13 protein-coding genes and 1 tRNA gene are annotated in these 19,078 nt (G+C 56.8%); 12 read left to right on the forward strand and 2 right to left on the reverse strand.

All coding sequences use genetic code 11. The features are described from left to right. Positions 1-146: 146 nt before the first annotated feature. Positions 147-419, forward strand: a complete 273-nt coding sequence (locus VFU50_15955) for a DUF4242 domain-containing protein (GenBank protein HEU5234356.1) — start codon at positions 147-149, stop codon at positions 417-419. Here VFU50_15955 and VFU50_15960 read toward each other — a convergent pair. Continuing rightward, positions 394-2,973, reverse strand: a complete 2,580-nt coding sequence (locus tag VFU50_15960) for a tetratricopeptide repeat protein (GenBank protein HEU5234357.1) — start codon at positions 2,971-2,973, stop codon at positions 394-396. The genes VFU50_15955 and VFU50_15960 overlap by 26 nt on opposite strands. A gap of 255 nt (positions 2,974-3,228) precedes the next feature. Here VFU50_15960 and VFU50_15965 point away from each other — a divergent pair, with 255 nt between their 5' ends. From VFU50_15965 to egtD, 5 genes are all read left to right on the forward strand, one after another. Beyond that, positions 3,229-3,819, forward strand: a complete 591-nt coding sequence (locus tag VFU50_15965) for a hypothetical protein (protein HEU5234358.1) — start codon at positions 3,229-3,231, stop codon at positions 3,817-3,819. A gap of 102 nt (positions 3,820-3,921) precedes the next feature. Then, a complete protein-coding gene (locus tag VFU50_15970; protein ID HEU5234359.1) occupies positions 3,922-4,995 on the forward strand; it encodes a class I SAM-dependent methyltransferase in 1,074 nt (357 codons plus the stop codon). A 51-nt stretch (positions 4,996-5,046) separates the two neighbouring features. Beyond that, positions 5,047-6,312 carry an acyl-CoA dehydrogenase family protein gene (locus tag VFU50_15975; protein HEU5234360.1) on the forward strand — a complete coding sequence of 422 codons (1,266 nt, stop codon included), beginning with the start codon at positions 5,047-5,049 and terminating at the stop codon, positions 6,310-6,312. A gap of 188 nt (positions 6,313-6,500) precedes the next feature. Next, positions 6,501-7,799 (forward strand): ergothioneine biosynthesis protein EgtB, encoded by a 1,299-nt coding sequence (egtB, locus tag VFU50_15980; protein HEU5234361.1) that lies wholly within the window; start codon positions 6,501-6,503, stop codon positions 7,797-7,799. Then, complete coding sequence (gene egtD / locus VFU50_15985; protein HEU5234362.1) at positions 7,789-8,751, forward strand: L-histidine N(alpha)-methyltransferase; 963 nt, start codon at positions 7,789-7,791, stop codon at positions 8,749-8,751. Before egtB ends, egtD begins: the two co-directional genes overlap by 11 nt. 13 nt (positions 8,752-8,764) lie before the next feature. Here egtD and VFU50_15990 read toward each other — a convergent pair whose 3' ends face one another. Next, a complete protein-coding gene (locus VFU50_15990) occupies positions 8,765-9,469 on the reverse strand; it encodes a four helix bundle suffix domain-containing protein (protein ID HEU5234363.1) in 705 nt (234 codons plus the stop codon). Between the two features lie 131 nt (positions 9,470-9,600). Between VFU50_15990 and VFU50_15995 the strand changes: the two genes are divergently transcribed. The 6 genes from VFU50_15995 (at position 9,601) to rpsI (ending at position 18,704) form a co-directional block, all read left to right on the forward strand. After that, positions 9,601-12,378 (forward strand): TIM-barrel domain-containing protein, encoded by a 2,778-nt coding sequence (locus VFU50_15995; protein ID HEU5234364.1) that lies wholly within the window; start codon positions 9,601-9,603, stop codon positions 12,376-12,378. Beyond that, positions 12,375-13,979 (forward strand): tannase/feruloyl esterase family alpha/beta hydrolase, encoded by a 1,605-nt coding sequence (locus VFU50_16000; GenBank protein HEU5234365.1) that lies wholly within the window; start codon positions 12,375-12,377, stop codon positions 13,977-13,979. Before VFU50_15995 ends, VFU50_16000 begins: the two co-directional genes overlap by 4 nt. 27 nt (positions 13,980-14,006) lie before the next feature. Continuing rightward, positions 14,007-14,083: transfer RNA gene (locus VFU50_16005), tRNA-Arg, on the forward strand. 319 nt (positions 14,084-14,402) lie between these two features. After that, positions 14,403-16,604: an alginate lyase family protein gene (locus tag VFU50_16010; GenBank protein HEU5234366.1), complete on the forward strand. Its 2,202-nt coding sequence runs from the start codon at positions 14,403-14,405 to the stop codon at positions 16,602-16,604. Positions 16,605-17,700: 1,096 nt separating this feature from the next. Beyond that, complete coding sequence (gene rplM, locus VFU50_16015) at positions 17,701-18,135, forward strand: 50S ribosomal protein L13 (protein HEU5234367.1); 435 nt, start codon at positions 17,701-17,703, stop codon at positions 18,133-18,135. A 173-nt stretch (positions 18,136-18,308) separates the two neighbouring features. Next, the gene (gene rpsI / locus VFU50_16020) at positions 18,309-18,704 is read left to right on the forward strand and encodes a 30S ribosomal protein S9 (protein HEU5234368.1); all 396 of its coding nucleotides are present in this window, start codon (positions 18,309-18,311) and stop codon (positions 18,702-18,704) included. The last annotated feature ends 374 nt before the right edge of the window (positions 18,705-19,078 follow it).

Consider the following 19,078-nt stretch of genomic DNA (forward strand, 5'->3'; position numbering starts at 1 on the left):
ACGCCGATTGTCGTTGTACGAGCAATGAATTTGTGAAAGAAATGCGGTGCGAAATTGCGGTTTGGACCTGAATTACACGCCACAGGCGAGCCACGCAGGCTCTTCAAGCTCAGGAATTTCCCTAAGCGGTGCTAAACTTTCCTTCGATGCCCCAGTTTGTCATTGAACGGGAAGTACCAGGCGCTGGGTCCCTCTCCGAGTCCGAAATCCGGGAGCTATCGCTACGCTCGCTGCGTGCGTTGAACGAGCTGGGTCCGCAGATTCAGTGGCTTCACAGCTACGTCACCGAAGACAAGGTCTACTGCGTGTATATCGCGCCAGATGAAAACAGCATCCGCGAGCACGCCCGGCGGTCGGGCATTCCCGCAGACCGCATCTCCGCCGTCCGCAGGCTCATCGACCCGAATGGGTTGAACTGAAGGATTGCGGCTGTTCCAGCGAGTACTGGATCGCCTTCTCGAAGCTCATCGCAGCCCCTTCCGCCCAAGCCTCTTTACCAACCGCCTGGCCTAACGCATCCCAAGCCGGGGCAAGCGCCTGATTGAGCTTTTCCTGTTCCGAGTGCCTCAACGGGGCGCCGATCACCCCGCGCAGATGAGCAGCGGCGCCGGCGAGCTTCAGTGCGCGTTTGGGTTGTCCTTGAGCTAGCGCCAGACGTGCGTATCCTTCCAGGCTTCGGGCCAAACCGCGTCGATGCCCAAGATCGACAAAGATCTGCAGCGCCTCGGCATATGCCTCCAGCGCTGAGGGATACTCGCCCCGATTGGCATAAATAAGCCCGAGATCGGCCAGGGAACGCGCGCAGCCCCAGCGGTCGCCGGCTTCACGGAACAGAGAGAGAGCCCGCTCGTAGAGTTCCCTGGCCGCAGTGATATCGCCCTGTTCAGACGAAATGTCGCCCTCCAAGTTGATGGACCATGCAGCGCCGCTGCGGTCCCCGAGTTCCTGAAAGATTGCCGTAGCCTCGCGGGCCGCAGCGTGCGCGCCGGCATAATCGCGACGAAGACGGAGCACATTGGCGAGGTTGTGAAGGCCCCGTGCCGTGGACACGCGGTCAGAAACTGCTCGCCAAAAGGCGAGGCTTTTTTCGAAATTCTTCTGCGCGTTGGCGTAGTCGCCTAAATCGCGAGTGTTGACCGCCAGCGCATTGAGCGCCGCACCTATTCCCCACTTGTCGTCGAGTTCCTCATACAACGAGAGGCTTTGACTGAGGTAGCCCTGTGCAATCTCAAACTCCCCCTGACTGGTCGTCAGCGCGCCCAGGAAGGTCCAAATCTGAGCTCGCTCGCGCGGGTAGTCATCTCCTGCGAGCTGCACGATCGTTTCCAGCCGCGCGCGTCCTTCGCTCAAATGTTCTCGCATATCCCAAAAGCGGAATAACGCAATGCACAAACGCAAACCCCACTCGAGTTCCCGATTCTGGAACAGCCAATCGAGAGATGAGCGAAAGTTGTCGATCTCGCTGTCGCAGCGCGCCAGCCAGGCGTCGCGGTCGACCGCATTCAGTTCCGGATTCCCCTCTTCCGCGAGCACCAGGCAATACGCCGCATGCGCCCGCCGCACCTTGCGCTCCTCGCCGCTCTCGCGCAGACGCTCCAGAGCGTATTCGCGGATAGTGTCCAGCATGACGAAGCGCGGTTCCGCATCATGCACTTCCAGACTCTGAACAAGATTCTTATCGACCAGAGAGGAGACACCCTCGAAGGCGTCAAGATCGAGGTCGTAACGCGTGTTGCAGACAGCCTCTACGGCCTCCAGCGTGCAGCCGCCTACGAAGACAGAAAGCCGACGAAAGAGCTTCTGCTCGGCCTCATTCAGCAGATCATGGCTCCAGTCGATCGCGCTGCGCAGTGTTTGCTGACGCTGCGGCAGATCAAGCGCTCCACCGACCAATAACTGCAGACGGCTCTGCAATCGTTCGAGCATAGTGAGTGGCGAGAGCACTCTGGTTCTCGCTGCGGCGAGTTCGATGGCTAATGGCAATCCATCCAGCTTAGAGCAGATTTCCCGAATTGAAATTTCGTTCTCTGGCGTAACTGCGAAACTCGGCCGCACCGCTCGTGCTCGCTGCACAAACAATTCCATGGCTGACTCTTGTGCGAGTGGAGATACGGGAAACTCCTGCTCCCCATAAATGCGCAGGCAGGCGCGGCTGGTGATAAGAATCTTCACCGACGGGCACGCTTCCAGCAGTTCGGCAATGAGCGTCGCTGCGGGAAGCAGTTGTTCGAAGTTGTCGAGGAGAAGCAGAAAAGGTCCCGACTCATGAAGTTCGGCGGAGATGGCTTGGGTGAATGTCCGTCCGGCCGGCTGCTGGGCGTCAAGGGCTTTGACAATCACGCTGCCGACCAGATCGGGATTGGTGATCCCGCCTAAGCCAACAAACTGTACGCCTGCCGTGAAATGATCACCGACAGCAGCAGCGACTGCGAGGGCCAGCCGCGTCTTTCCGGCTCCACCCGGACCAACCAGGGTCAACAAGCGGACGTCGGGGCGTACCAACAGCTTCGCCGCATTTGCAACCTGTTGCTCACGACCGATCAGCGATGTGCGCGGATTGGGGACATCGAAGCGCTTCTTGCGTACCTTTGCGAATCGCTGTTCGGCAATTTCTTCTCGCTCGAAATTCTCTTCAGATGACTCTGAGGGAGCTTTGTGCCGACTGACATTGGCGGTGAACAGATATCCCCGACGAGGAACGGTTTTGAGCAACTCCTGTTTGTGATCGTCGAGCGCACGGCGAAGCTCGACCGTGCACTGGACCAGCGAGTCATCGGTGACAAAGGAATCGGGCCATACGGCTTGAATTAGTTCTTTTTTGCTGACCAGGCGGCCAGAGTTCTCAACCAGGTATTTGAGGGCCTCAAAGACTTTGGGACGAAGCTTCACTTCATGTCCCGCACGGATCACGCATCCCTTGGCGACGTCGAGAATGAACTCACCGAACTGATAGTTTAGGCGCTCTGTCTCCAAGGCACACCAACGCGGCGGTCCGCGTATTCGTTGAATCTTTGGACTTTCTTTGGCGGTCTTTCGTTACTTCCGGTTTGTCCGCGCAGTACCTTCCAGTTGCGAGGCGAGATAAGCACCGCGTTCCGGTTTAAGCGAGCCCTGCGCAGTGCGAATTCTAGCAAAGCAGTGGCTACGGCCCTAGTAAGGTGCGTAGCCACCTTCAGGGACCTAGATCCCATAAACAGATAAGAAATCCAGATTGGGGAGGATTCCACGATGAACTTCGAAAGATTCGCGACGTACTTGCAGCTTTCCACCGTCGCGTTGTTTGTTGCAGTGGTGTGCGCCTGTACCTCAAGCGCTTTGGCGCAGGATGGGCATTCGCATAACGCGCAGCAAAACGACGCAATGAGCAGCCAAGCCCAAAATCTTGTGAACGTTGTTCGCCAGGCGACTGAGAAGTACAAGGACGTCTCTGTGGCCGAGGCGGACGGCTATGCCCTGCAGTTTGGCTGTGTTACCGGTCCTGATTCGGGAGCAATGGGGCTTCACTACGTGAATGGCGCTCTCGTATCCAGCGGCATTCTCGATGCCAGACACCCGCAGATCGTGATCTACGAGCCGACACCGGATGGGAAGTTGAAGCTCATCGGCGCTGACTTTCTGGTGATCGCGCAGCAATGGGATTCGCAGCACTCCGGCCCCCCGGAACTTATGGGGCAGCTCTTCCACTACTTCGAAGCTCCCAACCGGTTCGGTCTTCCGGCCTTCTACACGCTGCATGTATGGGCGTGGAAGGAGAATCCTAATGGAGCATTCGTGAACTGGCACCCGAATGTTTCCTGCCAATCCTTCTCTGCACAGTGAGACAATTCCAGCCCAGCTTCCCGTGCCCGTTGCTGGCGGGGAGACTGGGCTGAGAAGACTGAACAATAGAAACTTGCAACAGCAACGAAAAGGGGTATTCATATGAGCACAGCACCAGCTTCCGCACTCGACATGAACAAACTCAACGCCTTCATCGGACAGTTTGTAAACGATCTCGGCGCTTCGGCCCACGCGGGTATGGTTGTGATCGGGGAGAGACTCGGACTCTACAAAGCGTTGGCCAGCGGTCCCATGACGCCGGCTCAGCTCGCAGCGAAGACGCAGACGGATGAACGCTATGTGCGTGAATGGCTGTCATCCCAGGCGGCTGGCGGATATGTCACATACGATGACAAGAGCGGTAAATTCAGCCTCAGCGAAGAACAGGCATTTACGCTTGCGGATGAGAACAGTCCCGCATACCTGCCTGGCGCATTCCAGTTGGCACTTGGCGCACTGGCTGCGGTGCCGCGGATCACAGATGCATTTCGCACCGGCGCCGGATTTGGCTGGCACGAACACGCCGAGGATGTCTTTCACGGATGCGAGAAGTTCTTTCGCCCTGGCTACGCCGCCAACCTCGCAAGTTCGTGGATTCCGTCCCTCGAAGGCGTGCAGAAGAAACTGCAGGCGGGTGCGCGTGTCGCCGACGTCGGCTGTGGCAAAGGAGCTTCCACTCTACTCTTGGCAAAGACGTTCACGAAATCACGCTTTTATGGCTTTGATTATCACACGGGCTCCATCGACGCAGCCCGTGAGGGTGCCAAGCGCGAAGGAGTCGCTGATCGCGTCAGCTTCGAGATAGGCAAGGCAAAAGAATTTCCGGGCAAGGACTACGATCTCGTAGCTTTCTTCGACTGCCTGCACGACATGGGCGATCCGGTGGGTGCGGCGACTCATGTGCATCAAGCGCTGGCAAAAGACGGCACATGGATGATCGTGGAACCTTATGCTAAGGACGATTTGAAGGACAATCTGAATCCGGTCGGACGCGTGTACTACTCGTTCTCCACGTTGTTATGCACGCCGTGCTCGCGTTCGCAGGAAGTTGGATTGTGCTTGGGCGCACAGGCTGGAGAAGCTCGCATCCGCGAAGTTGTTACCAAAGCTGGATTCAGCCGCTTCCGTCGCGCAACAGAAACTCCGTTCAACATCGTTTACGAGGCGAGACCGTAAGTAAACGGGAACTGAAGAACCCATTTTACCACAATGGGAAAGAAGGAAAACATGAATTCAAGTTCACAGGCAACAGCCTCAAAGACGATCCCAATCGACGGGCGCTCTGATTTTTCGTCGATAGTTTCCGTTCCGCAGCAGGGTGCTGCACGCGAGTCGCTTCTCACTGACGAGATGCTGGCGCGATTCGCGTCGCGCGCTGCTGCGTACGATCGCGAGAACCGGTTCTTCCAGGAAGACTTCGACGAACTACGCGCGGCGAAGTATCTCCTCATGCCGGTGCCTACCCAATTCGGCGGCGCCGGCATGACGCTTGCCGAGGTTTGCCGGGAGCAGCGGCGGCTTGCATATCACGCTCCGGCTACCGCCTTGGCTGTGAACATGCATTTGTACTGGGTAGGCATCGCCGCTGACCTGTGGAGCGGCGGCGATCACTCGCTGGAGTGGCTCCTGCGCGAGGCCGCCGCCGGCGAGGTCTTCGCCGCTGGGCACGCGGAAAGCGGCAACGACATCCCGATCCTGCTCTCCACGACGAAGGCAGAACGAGTCGAAGGCGGATATAGGTTTACAGGCCGCAAGCAGTTCGGCAGCTTGACTCCAGTCTGGACGCGCTTCGGCCTGCACGGCATGGACATGAGCGATCCCAAGCAGCCGAAGATAGTCCACGGCTTCATGCCGCGCGACACCGCCGGCTACGTGATCAAAGAAACCTGGGACACTCTCGGCATGCGCGCAACGCGCAGCGACGATACCGTTTTGGAAAATGTCTTTGTTCCAGATCGGTATATCGCTCGTGTTGTGCCCGCTGGAGGAGCTGGAGTGGATGCCTTTATTCTCGGCATTTTTGCCTGGGGGTTGCTGGGATTCGGCAACATCTATTATGGACTGGCGAACCGGGCGCTTGACCTGGCCGTGGCATCAACAAAAAAGAAAACCTCACTCGCGCTTTCTCGATCAATGGCGTACCACCCCGAAGTACAGCACGCAGTCGCTGAGATGGCGATTGAACTTGAATCCATCGGCCCTCACCTGGAGAGCGTTGCGCAGGATTGGTCAAACGGCCTAGATCACGGCGCCGCCTGGCCGGCAAAGATATTCGCAGCCAAATATCGAGCGGTCGAGGGTTCCTGGCGCGTAATCGATTTGGGCCTCGACGTCATGGGCGGGGGAGGCATCTTTCGCTCCGTCGGCTACGAGCGCCTGGTCAGAGATGCGCGGCTCGGACGCATTCACCCGGCAAACTCGTTTCTTGCTCATGAGGTGATAGCCAAGACAATGCTAGGCATCAGTCTGGATGAACATCCGAGGTGGGGCTGAACGCTTTCCCTGACAGAATTGTCATAATTCGATCGCTTGTTGCTCATTCAAAGCAAAACAATTTGGCGCCTTTCAAATCTTCCCGCATCTAAAGCTCTCGTCGGGACCAGCGGAACGTGACAACAGTACGCTGGTCCTTGGCCGTCGCTTGTTTTCTGGCGACGGTTTAAGATTCCCAGAATTGCCCTATGGCAACTTCTCTGTCCAGCCGGTGGTCTGGTTCGCAGCGCTCGGTTGAGAGCCTGCAAGCGCGATACGGTGAGGTGCGCCGCGCCACGCTCGCGCTGCTTGCTTCGCTCTCTGCGGAAGATCAGATGTTGCAGTCGATGCCTGGAGCTAGTCCGGCGAAGTGGCATCTGGCGCATACCGCCTGGTTTTTTGAGACTTTCATTCTTAGACCGAATTGCCGCGAATACCGCCCTATCGATGAACGGTTCCAGACCGTCTTTAACTCCTATTACAAACAAGTCGGAGATCATCCCAATCGCGCCAATCGCGGTCTGTTTTCGCGCCCGACCTTGGATGAAGTAATCGCTTATCGCGAATATGTGGATGAGCACATGGTGCGGCTGATTGGCGATTTGGATCCTGACCGCCAGACGGATCTGCTTTCCAAAATCGAACTCGGCCTGCAGCACGAGCAGCAGCATCAGGAACTGATTCTCACCGATATCAAGCATGCCTTCTGGAGCCAGCCACTAAGACCTCTATATCGCACTCAGCCGAGGGACATGCAGCCGCAACGCGGTATCGATTCAAAATGGGAAACATATTCGGGCGGCATTGTGAACATCGGTTATTCAGGCGAGGGATTTTGCTTCGATAACGAGCTGCCGCGCCACGAAGCCCTCCTTCGCGATTTTCGTCTGCAAAGCCGGCTCGTTACCAACCGCGAATACCTCGAATTCATCGAGGATGGCGGGTATCGCCGCCCGGAGCTGTGGCTCTCGAATGGATGGGACACTGTCTTACAGGAACACTGGGAAGCTCCTCTGTATTGGGAGCGCCATGACCAAGGCTGGCGCGTGTTCACACTGACAGGAGTGCATGAGCTTCGTCTCCATGAACCCGTCTGCCACGTGAGCTATTTCGAGGCCGATGCATTTGCGCGCTGGAAAGGCGTGCGCCTTCCGCTCGAATCAGAATGGGAACATGCCGCGTCTGATCGGCCGATAACCGGCAACTTTGTCGAAAGCGGTGCGCTGCACCCTGAAGCTGCAGGTTCCCAATTTGGAACTAATCCGGAGCAGATGTTCGGAGACGTCTGGGAATGGACGTCGAGTCCCTACGTCGCCTATCCCGGATTCCGCGCCGCGACAGGGGCTCTCGGCGAGTACAACGGAAAATTCATGTGCGATCAGTGGGTGCTTCGCGGAGGGTCATGTGCAACGCCGCAGTCGCACATTCGCGCAAGCTATCGGAATTTCTTTCCTGCGCCAGCCCGCTGGCAATTCACTGGGATAAGGCTGGCCGCGGATGCTGCCTAGAGTCGTTCCTGCAATCCGCGAGCTGCCGGAGATCGCCGGCGCGGTTCTCGAAGGGCTCACATCATTCCCAAAATGGCTCCCGCCAAAGCTGTTCTACGACCATGAAGGTTCGCTGCTCTTCGAACGCATCACAGAATTGCCGGAGTATTACCTCACGCGCACTGAACGGGGGATTCTCAGCGAGTACGCCGATGAGATCATCTCTGCTGCGGGCAATCCCGAAACGCTTGTTGAACTTGGAGCAGGGAGTGCTTCGAAAACCACATTGCTGCTCGGCGCGGCAGTCGAGGCCTCTGGTGAAGCGAATTACATTCCCATTGATGTGTCTGGAGCTGCGCTGCGCGATGCCCAATCTCGTATCCGCTCCATCTGTTCCGGCGTAAACGTACAGCCCATTCATGCCGAGTACGCTCCAGGTCTGGCAAAATTACCGCGCTTCGCTGGCCGCAAGCTTGTGCTCTTCATCGGTTCAAGCATCGGCAATTTCGAACTCTTTGAAGCTGCGCGTCTACTTTCAGATATTCGCCGCAGCCTCTCGGCACACGATGCCGTTCTCCTCGGCACCGATATGCGCAAGAGCCTCGACCTGCTGATCCCTGCCTATGACGATGCGCAAGGCGTGACTGCTGCGTTTAACAAGAACTTGCTTCGCCGGATCAACCGAGAACTCGGCGCCGGATTCAAGCTCAGCACGTTCGCGCACCGCATCCGCTGGAACGACGAGCAGAGCCGCATCGAGATGCACCTCGAAAGCGTGTGCGAGCAGAGTGTGCCGATCGAGATGCTGGACATAGTCGTAAGTTTCCGCGAGGGCGAAACCATTCACACCGAAAACAGCACGAAGTTCTCCATGGACATGGTGGACAGAATGGTCGCCAATGCTGGACTTCGCCGCGAACGCACGTGGTTTGACCCACGGAAGTGGTTCGGGGTTCATTTGCTGCGGCGATGAGAGCTCAGTGCCATTACCGGCCACGTGCTTGCGCGCGAACGCGGTAGAGGCGTTCGGCAAACCCTCCCTCACGTTCAAAGGCGGCAGCAAGAGAAGCAAGCTGGCGATCAAGCAGGCTGCACGCTACCGCAATTAGCACCAACGCAGCATTCGCGGCAATTTCGGGAAAAGTGGACTCAGTGGACTTGGTGGACTTAGTGGACGAAGGCGACGACTGCGAGCCCCTCGCACCGATATTGATCTTGTTTGGTTCACTGCGTCCACTCAGTCCACTGGGTCCACCAAGTCCACTCAGTCCACGTTGTTCTTGCACCCACAGAGCCACGCAATCAGCGCTCGTGCATCGCCGTGCAATCAAACTTTCGCGCCTCCGATCTTGCCGATCCCAAATTGGCAGGCCGCGCTGCCGAAGAAAGTCTTCATAATCGAGGTGCAGCTCTTCTAGACTTGCACGCGCTACGTTGGTCAATTTGAGTTCGGTCTTCTTTGAGGTGCCGGCAGCCTGGCTGCCTTCGGCAATGTTTTGCACTCCGCTCCTGGCTGCCTGGACCATCTGATCGTGGGTACGGCTGCGCTTCTCGACGTATCGATCGCAGAAGCGGATAGTCACGTCGTAAATCAATTGAGCTACTTGAAAGCTCTTGAGCTTGCGATAACCGCCACGTTTAGGAATCAGCGGCTCTTTTTCGCGCGTATCGCGGGCTTCCGCGCTGCACAGATATCATTCTGAACGCCGTTCTAGCGATCAACCACGCCAATTCACCTGCGGGTGGATTAACATTGCTCTCCCACATGATCTCCATGACAGTTTTGAGAAATTCCTTTTTACTGACCATCCGGTCTCTTTGCGTGCTTCTTTTTGTATTGATTCTGTGCAGTGCAGGAGCGGCACAACAACCTAAGTCAGCGCCGACTCTGCCGGGACTCTACAACCCTGTCGCCGATCACGCAGCGGTTGTCATCCTCGGCAATGCGCGGTTTACCGTGCTGACGCCGCAGATGATTCGCATGGAGTGGGCGGCGGATGGCAAATTCGAGGATCATCCCTCGTTGGTGTTCCTAAATCGGCATCTACCCGTGCCCGAGTTCACGCATTCCGAGCACAAGGACGGCGATACTGACGTGCTCGATATTAAGACCGATGCCCTGTCGCTGTCGTATCGGCAGTCCGGCGATGGCAAATTCACTTCAGACAATCTGCACATTGACCTCACGCTCAACGGCAATCAAGTCACTTGGCATCCCGGAATGGAAGACAAAGGCAATCTCCAGGGCACCACGCGCACGCTCGATGGCGCGCTCGGGGGAAAGACACGCGAGCCGATCGATCCTGGCCTGATCTCGCGCGATGGCTGGGTGCTGGTCGACGACTCCAAACGTCCGCTCTTCGATTCCGACGATTTTCGTTTTACGCAAGGTGAACAGAGCCCCTGGCCGTGGGTGATGGAGCGTCCGGAAGGCGATCGTCAGGACTGGTACTTCTTCGGGTACGGACACAACTACAAGCAGGCTCTTACCGATTTCACTCGCGTCGCCGGAAAAATCCCACTGCCGCCGCGGTTCGCTTTCGGAACCTGGTGGTCACGGTACTGGGCGTACAGCGATCAGGAATTTCAGGATCTCGTGCGCGGCTTCCACGAGAGCGATGTCCCACTCGACGTGCTCGTCATCGACATGGACTGGCACCTCACCTTCCATCAGAACTGGTTTTCGCAGGAGAAAGATCAGTCCGGCCACACGCTCGGCTGGTCGGGATACACATGGAACAAGCTGCTCTTTCCGGATCCCGACGCATTCATGAAGAGCATCAAGAGCCAGGGGCTGAAGACCACGATGAATCTGCATCCCGCGTCCGGTGTGCAGCCTTGGGAGCAAGCCTATCCCGAAATGGCACGCCGCATGGGCATCGATCCGGCAACGAAGAAATACGTGCCGTTCGATATTACAAACAAGAAGTTCGCCCAGAACTATATGGACGTGCTGCACCATCCACTGGAGAGACAAGGTGTCGATTTCTGGTGGCTCGACTGGCAGCAGGAGAAGGACACAAAAACTGCGGGCGTGAATCCGACGTGGTGGCTGAACTACGTTCATTTCACAGACCAGGAACGCGAGGGCAAGCGTCCGCTGCTCTTTCATCGCTGGGGTGGGCTCGGGAATCATCGTTACCAGATCGGATTCTCCGGTGACACGATTTCCGTCTGGGACTCGCTCGCTTTCCAGCCGTGGTTTACGGCGACAGCAGCGAACGTCGGATACGCGTACTGGAGCCACGACATCGGTGGACACATGCCCGGAGCCGTCGATCCCGAGCTCTACACGCGCTGGATTCAGTTTGGGACTTTCAGCCCGATTCTGCGGACGCACACCACGAAGAATCCTGAATCAGAACGACGTATCTGGGCCTATCCCGAGCCTTATGCCGACATCATGCGCGACGAGTTTCATCTTCGCTATGCGCTGATCCCGTACATCTACACCGAGGCGCGGCGGACCTACGACACCGGCGTGGCCTTCCTGCGCCCGCTCTACTATGACTGGCCTGAAGCTGAGCAGGCATACGCGGCGAAAAACGAATACATGTTCGGCGACAACATGATCGTTGCCCCAGTCGTCAGCCCGATCGACAAGGCCACGGGGCTGGCAAGCGAATCTGTCTGGCTGCCACAAGGCGAGTGGATCGAGTGGAACACCGGCAAGCATTTCACCGGACCGGTTGAACTTACGCGCAAGTTCTCGATTCGCGAGACCCCGGTCTATGTGCGTGCGGGCGCAATCGTTCCCATGGCTCCCAAGATGGAGCACACCGGCGAGAAGCCGATCGATCCATTGATCGTGAATGTCTTTCCCCTTACCGCAGGAGAGAAGTCGTCGTACACGCTTTACGAGGATTCCGGGAAGGCACGGGAATACCAAATTGGGAAAGATGCCTGGACTGATCTTCACGCTTCCGAGACGAATGGAACGCTCACGGTGACGGTCGCTCCAGTTCGAGGCGGATATGCAGGCATGCCGACGCAGCGCTCATACGAAATTCGCTTGCCGGGAGATTGGCCACCACAGTCAGTAACTGTAAACGGCAAGGCACTGACCCTCGCATCAGCGCAGGACAAAGTCGGCTGGCGTTACGATGGCAACGCGCTGGATACCATCATCACAACTCCACATTTTCCGGTGAGCAGCACGGTGACTGTTCAGGTGAAGCGCACTGCCGATGTGATCGGGCGCCGGAAGGAGCTGGACGGCTTTGCCGGCGCTATGACTCGGCTCCGCGAAGCCTACGATTCCCTGAATGAAACCTGGCCTCTCGGCTGGTCTCCCGATGAGCTGATCGATGCTATGCAGAGCGGCGATCGTCTCAGCTATCACCCGGAGAATGCGGCGAAGGAGCTTACTCACTACAGCGAAGTTCTCACTAAAGCGCAGGAGCAAGTGCAGGCGCTCACGAAAGGCCTGAGCCAGGAGCAGATGGAGAAGGTTGCCTCACGTGTCGGTCAGGACTGGAGGTCGGACGTGGTGAAGAAAAAAATTTCTGAGTACAACGATCGTGTCGCGCGAGCGGCAGCGGAGATCGCCGACATCCAAACGCAACCGGCGGCTCAAGCCACTGCAGGCGGTGCCAAATGAAGACCATATCGGTCCCGCAAGCGATCGTCATTTCCCTGCTTGTGACGCTCAGCGCGGCACAGGCTCAAACGTCCTCGTGCGAAAAGCTCAAACAACTGGCTTTGAAGGACGCGCAAATTACTGCAGCAGAGGCAGTCGACGCAGGCTCAGCTTCCTCTCCGGAAAATGTTCCTCCTGCCATGGCTGCGCAGTTCAAATCGCTTCCGGCGTTCTGCCGCGTTCGCGTAGAAGCTCATCCCAGCTCTGATTCCGATATCAAGATCGAAGTCTGGATGCCGGCTACTGGCTGGAATGGGAAATTCCAGGCGCAGGGAAACGGCGGCTTCGCCGGACAGATCGATTATCGCGGCATGGCTACAGCTCTTAGGCAGGGGTATGCGACCGCCGGAACCGATACTGGCCATTCAGGATCGGCAGTCGATGCAAGTTGGGCGCTCGGACATCCGGAAAAGATCGTCGATTTCGGCTATCGCGGGATTCACGTAATGACGGAGATCGCCAAGCAGACGATCACAGCGTTTTACCAGAGCAAGCCGAAGCATTCCTATTTTGGGAGCTGCTCGAACGGCGGACGCGAGGCTCTGATGGAAGCGCAGCGGTATCCGGAGGACTACGACGGCATTCTCGCCGGCGCTCCCGCAAATTATTGGAGTCATCTGCTGGTCGGCGCGTTATGGGACGCGCAGGCGACCACGCTCGATCCTGCCAGCTACATTCCATCGTCGAAGCTCCCGGCGATCGCAGCAGCGGTAAACTCTGCCTGCGATGCCCAGGATGGAGTAAAAGACGGAATCCTCAACGACCCACGCCAGTGCCATTTTGATCCTGAGGTGCTGACCTGCAAGTCGACCGACAACGACCAATGCCTGACCCCGCCGCAGGTCACAGCCTTGAAGAAGCTTTATCAAGGCGCGCACGACAGCCATGGTCAAATATTCCCCGGCTTCCTTCCGGGCGCAGAAACCGGCGAAATCGGTTGGTCCGTATGGATCACCGGCGCGGCTCCCGGCCGTGCTTTGCTTTTCGCTTTCGGGAACGGCTACTTTGCAAACATGATTTACGACAAAGCCGACTGGGATTACAAAACCGCCGATCTGTCGCAGGCGACAAAGGCCTCCGATAAAAAAGGCGCGAAAATTCTAAACGCCACCAATCCCGATCTATCGCGGTTTAAGAACAGAGGCGGCAAGCTCATCATCTACCACGGGTGGAACGATCCCGCGATCTCCGCGCTGAACACCATCAACTACTTCCACCAGGTGCAGACCAAAATGGGAGCGCAGAGCGTCGAGTCGTTTCTGCGCGTGTACATGGTGCCAGGGATGCAGCACTGCGGCGGCGGCCCGGGAGCAACATCGTTCGAGGAGGGTGTACACGCTCGTCAGGATGCTGAGCACAACATGCGGTTAGCGCTCGAAGACTGGGTGGAAAGAGGCACAGCTCCGTCAAAGATCATCGCGAGTAAATACGTCGACTCCAATGCTGCGAGTCAGCCGAGCATGACTCGGCCCTTGTGCGCATATCCGCAGATCGCGAAGTATAAAGGCTCAGGAGATGTTAACAGTGCGGAGAGCTTCGCGTGTGTCGCGGGCGAGAAGTGATCACGCCATACAATAAAATTGACCGATGGCCCTGTAGCTCAGATGGATAGAGCAGCGGTTTCCTAAACCGTTGGTCGGCAGTTCGACTCTGCCCAGGGCCTCCATCGTACCCAAGATTCACCAGATTAGGCCCGAAGGGCTGACAGAAGCGGAGCCCAGCGGCGTGAGCCCTGGGTAAGTCCGGTTGCAGTCCAGAGCCCTGAAAGGGCGGCATCCCGCCTTGGAAAACGTCCAATTTTTCGTACCGATGTCGCCCTTTCAGGGCTCGGTCTCGTTGGTCGCACCAACCCAGGGCTCACGCCGCTGGGCTCCGCTTCTGCCAGCCCTTCGGGCTTGTGGTCTGGCGACGGAGGAGACTGAATAGGGCCCACCCGGAAGGGGCAAACGGTACAATCCCGACCATTCGAAAATTCATCGGTCAGGATGATCCCTCCTTCCACTGCCTGGAAACTCGTGCGCGACCTCGGTCCGGGTTGGGCGCTCCGCCGGTTGCGAATTGAAGCTGAGTTGAGGCTGGGAATTGTCGAGCGGCGTTTGCCGGTTTCAGATTGGAACTTCACAGTCGGCAATGCGTCTGACAATGAGACCAGAGTTGGCGATCCACTTAGATCTGAACTCCTCAGATCGAAATTTTTCTTCTCCCCGCAACAACTCCCGAAACCTGTTTGCTCGGCTCAAGTCTGCCGCGATGCAGATCGGGTCTTGGCCGGTGAGTGGCCGTACTTCTCACATTCATGGTTCCAGATCGGCTTTCCTCCCGACTGGCATCTCAATGTGCTCGATGGAAGTCGTGCTGATGATGCGAGACACTGGAGCCGCACGGCAGGTTACAGGGGACAGGTTACAGGGGACAGGGACGGCAGCGATATCAAGTTTGTCTGGGAACCTAGCCGATTCTCGGTGGTGTACTTGCTGGTTCGCGCTTATGCGGCGAGCGCAGATGAAAGATATGCAGAGGCTTTCTGGACTCTGGTGGAGGATTGGGCGGAGGTGAATCGGCCGAATTGTGGCGTGAACTGGGCCAGCGGGCAGGAAGCTGCCTTTCGCGTGATGGCGTGGTGCTTCGGTCTGTTCGGGTTCCTGAATGCCTCGTGTTCCACTTCGGAACGAGTCTTCCGCCTTGCGCGAATGATTGATGTTCACGGTGACAGGATCGCGGGATTCATCGAATACGCGCTTTCACAGCGGAACAATCACGGCATCAGCGAAGCAGTGGGGCTGTTCACGATTGGCGTTCTGTTTCCTCATCTAGCGCGCGCGGCCGAGTGGACCAGAATGGGACAGCTGCTGATCGTCTCGCAACTGCGCGAGCAGGTTTATGAAGACGGTAGCTACATTCAGCATTCGTTCAACTACGAACGCGTGCTCATCGATCTGCTGATCTGGGCGCTCCGGCTCGGCGAGATCCACGAAGTGCGCTTCGCCGCCGAATGTTATGAAGCGCTCGACCGCTGCCTGGCATTTATGGTTCGCTTCTGCCATTTGCGCAGCGGGCGCATACCCAACTACGGAGCGAATGACGGCACTCTTTTGTTGCCATTAACGAACTGCGATTACACAGATTTTCGGCCTTCCATCGATGCCGCACATCAGTTGCTTCACGGCAAGCCACTCTTGCGCGAAGGTCCGTGGAGTGAGTTATCGGCTTGGCTCCTCGGACGTCCTCTGTCGGACCGAGCCGCCGCGGATTCTTCCATTCCGGCATTGCGTTACATCCGAGCAAGTCAGCCTACGGCTTCCTCTGGTCCTCCGAAGAGACTTCCTCCTTCTGGATACCTGAACCTGATTGCCAACGAAAGTAACGGGATGCTGCGAGCAGGGCGATACGAAGATCGTCCGTCACAGGCTGATCAGTTGCATTTTGATCTGTGGTGGCGAGGGCAAAACGTAGCCTGCGACGCCGGATCGTATCTGTACAACGCTGGTCCATTATGGGCAAACGCGCTCGCCGGTACGGCGGTGCACAACACCGTCACGATCGCCGGACGCGATCAGATGACGCCTGCCGGACGGTTCCTCTGGCTCGATTCGGCCCAGGCTTCCTCTGAAAACTATTCCATTGGAACTCAAGCACAAGCGGTCACGGCGTATCACAACGGCTACCGTCGTCTTGGCGCAACGCACCGAAGGTCAATACTGTGCTTCCAGGAGGCGGATCTGTGGATCGTTGTCGATGATGTGACGGGAAGCTACTCAGGCGAAGTCCAGTTGCATTGGCTCTTTCCAGACGTTCCGTTCCGGTTCGATCTCGATCCAATCAGGCTGTTGCTGCAGTTTCCTGAAGGTGATTTCAACTGCGCGATCATCGCTGACCACCCATTCTCGACAAGTCTGGCCAGGGCAGGTCAACTAATTAGCGGAGCAGACGACTTATCGGTATGTGACAAAGAAATTCGCGGCTGGCGCTCGCTGTACTACGGGAGCAAGGATCCGGCTCTATCGTTAGGCGCACGCGCGGCGGCTGCCCTGCCGATGAGGTTCGTGACATTGTTTCATCCCGCTGAAGTGTCGGTGGAACAATTCAGTCCGACGTGCGTGGCTTTTCAAGCCGCAGGCACAACCTACGCAGTTGGATTGCAGGCCATCGGAACTCCGAAGATTTTCACGACGGTCCATCAAGCGTGAGCGAACTTCGAGGCAAACAAGCATAGTGAAGCGGCGACTCGCAGAATCATTCACGACGGAAAAGGCAACATGCCGCCTTTCTGACGAATGCTCAGCCGGCGTGAACTCGACGATCTGATCGCGTATATTAAGACCCTGTGATCGTGAGTTCCCTCTATTAGTTGCTAAAGCTAGTCCCGAAAAATCCGTGACTCGTCTCCCAACTCTGGATCCCCTGATTCGAACAAGCGAGTTGAGGGCGGGCGGCGATCGGAATAGAAGGCAGATGCGATAATTCGTGGGTCTTGTCGTAATAGCTCAGACGGGCAATATCCGGCATCACGAGCACGCTTCAAAGCGCGCACGTCATTTCGCGTAAGGCGGACGGTCACAGAAATAAAAAGCGACATACATTCACCAGACAATCAGCAAGTCGCTAAGCAATTCTCGCATCACGTTTGCAAGTTTGCTAGTAACGCAAACATCATGTAAGAATTTTGCTGGTTTCGCCAAATCCAAACTCGAGCCTAAATTCAAAGCTGCTAAATGATTTCGAAATCCTGCATTCTTTTACTCCTGTGTGGATCGATGCTGGCCGCTGATCAATCCTGCCCCGTAACCGTTACGAAAACAGAGATCCTTCCAGGCATGAGAGGGGACGCTATTAGCGTTGAATTTAGGAATCTTGGTGATAAGCCCGTAGCCGCGGAAAAGTTCTTCTACAACTGGGTCGACGGAGTAGGAGATGAACGTCCGGGTGGTGCTTTGGTCTCTCAAAAGAAGCTCAAACCGGGTGACAAGAAAGCGATCGGCTCCGGACCTGTGCCTCACCCAGATGGCACCTACCCACACGCTTGGGTTGCAGTTACAAAATTTGCAGACGGCAGCACATGGCGTGACGACGGATCGCATTCGTGTGGTGCGAAGTAGTTCGTTCTGCGGGCATTGACACCCTCTCCGGGACTCCGCTATCCTCAATTTGTAGTAGTATTCCTACGCGTTGTGTAGGCTGCAAGCGCCCTTCTAACTGATCAGTTTAAGTGGTTGGCTTCTTGCCTTGCTTTTTCGTAGGACGGGCGTAGTCGCCCCTCCCTTTATCTCTTTTGGAGAATTTGGAATGTCCACCAGTTTCCCCACTGCGGGGAAAATCGCGCGCAAGTGGTACGTGGTCGATGCCACGGACCAGACTTTGGGCCGCCTTGCGACCAAGGTAGCTCACGTTCTCGCGGGCAAGCATAACCCGCAGTACACGCCGTTTATCGACACCGGCGACCACGTGATCGTGGTGAACGCGGCCAAGGTGAAATTGACCGGCATGAAGGCCGGACAGAAAGTTTATCGCCGCTACACCGGATTCCCGGGCGGTCTGCGTGAAGAGCAGTTCGAGAAGCGCATTGCACGGCGTCCGGAAGCGGTTGTGGAAGACGCGATCAAAGGCATGCTGCCCAAGACCAAGCTCGGCCGAGCGATGGGAAGCAAGCTGAAGGTTTATCGCGACGATAAGCACACGCATGCTGCACAGAAACCCGAGCCGCTGGCAGTCGGAAAATAAGCTACGAAGCTTCGGAGCCGCGCAGCCTCGAAGCTTGCTTTTAGGTTTAGAGACACTGATGCTCTTAGCGACCGGGTTGCTGAGAGCGAAGCAGTTAACAATTTGAGGTTCAGGCTACGAGGCTTCGCAGCTGCGTAGCTTCGAAGCTTCTGTACACAGGAAACGAAAACAGAATGGCTGATCTGGTTCAGTATTACGGCACGGGACGTCGTAAATCGAGCATCGCTCGCGTGTTTTTGCGTCCCGGCAGCGGAAAGTTCACCGTCAATGATCGCGAGTTTGACAAATACTTTGTCACCGACGCGCAGCGCGTAGCTGCCAAGTCTGCTCTGGTGAGCAGCGAGACTGGCACGACTTTTGACGTCATTGCCAACGTCCACGGCGGCGGAGTCAACGGACAGGCCGACGCGGTGAAGATGGGCATTGCCCGCGCACTGCTTGAGTTCAACGTCGAGCTTCGCAAGAAGCTGAAGGGTGAAGGTCTGCTCTCGCGTGATGCGCGCGGCAAAGAGCGCAAGAAGTACGGACAAAAGGGAGCAAGAAAGCGCTTCCAATTCTCGAAGCGCTAGCGCGCTTCGAGGCTATCGGCTGTCGGCCATCGGCTTTCGGCTTTTTGAGGGAGTCCTCAAATTCAATGCCGGAAGTCGGGGCTTTCACCGTGCATCGAGTTTGAAGTCGTAATGTTGTTCAACTGAAGAAACGGTAATTAGCTGAAGATCGGTAGCGGAAACATGTTTTGGCCGATAGCCGATTGCCGACAGCCGAAAGCCGGTTTTTCAAATCTTCCCGAACCCGAAATCCAAATGCAACGGGTCCGGGCCGGGAATGTAATTCTTGGGACGTACTTTGATCCTGGGAATGCAATCCATAGAAGGAGGTCAATTGGCGAATATCACAATGAAGGAACTGCTCGAAGCGGGCGTTCACTTCGGGCACCAGACCA

The sequence above is a fragment of the Terriglobales bacterium genome (assembly GCA_035764005.1).
Classification (GTDB): Bacteria; Acidobacteriota; Terriglobia; order Terriglobales; family Acidobacteriaceae; genus Gp1-AA112.

Bases quoted from the DNA above. Each gene is read 5' to 3' on its own strand.
- VFU50_15955 (HEU5234356.1), top strand. From the start codon at position 147: ATGCCCCAGTTTGTCATTGAACGGGAAGTACCAGGCGCTGGGTCCCTC.
- VFU50_15965 (HEU5234358.1), top strand. From the start codon at position 3,229: ATGAACTTCGAAAGATTCGCGACGTACTTGCAGCTTTCCACCGTCGCG.
- VFU50_15970 (HEU5234359.1), top strand. From the start codon at position 3,922: ATGAGCACAGCACCAGCTTCCGCACTCGACATGAACAAACTCAACGCC.
- VFU50_15975 (HEU5234360.1), top strand. From the start codon at position 5,047: ATGAATTCAAGTTCACAGGCAACAGCCTCAAAGACGATCCCAATCGAC.
- egtB (HEU5234361.1), top strand. From the start codon at position 6,501: ATGGCAACTTCTCTGTCCAGCCGGTGGTCTGGTTCGCAGCGCTCGGTT.
- egtD (HEU5234362.1), top strand. From the start codon at position 7,789: ATGCTGCCTAGAGTCGTTCCTGCAATCCGCGAGCTGCCGGAGATCGCC.
- VFU50_16000 (HEU5234365.1), top strand. From the start codon at position 12,375: ATGAAGACCATATCGGTCCCGCAAGCGATCGTCATTTCCCTGCTTGTG.
- VFU50_16010 (HEU5234366.1), top strand. From the start codon at position 14,403: ATGATCCCTCCTTCCACTGCCTGGAAACTCGTGCGCGACCTCGGTCCG.
- rplM (HEU5234367.1), top strand. From the start codon at position 17,701: ATGTCCACCAGTTTCCCCACTGCGGGGAAAATCGCGCGCAAGTGGTAC.
- rpsI (HEU5234368.1), top strand. From the start codon at position 18,309: ATGGCTGATCTGGTTCAGTATTACGGCACGGGACGTCGTAAATCGAGC.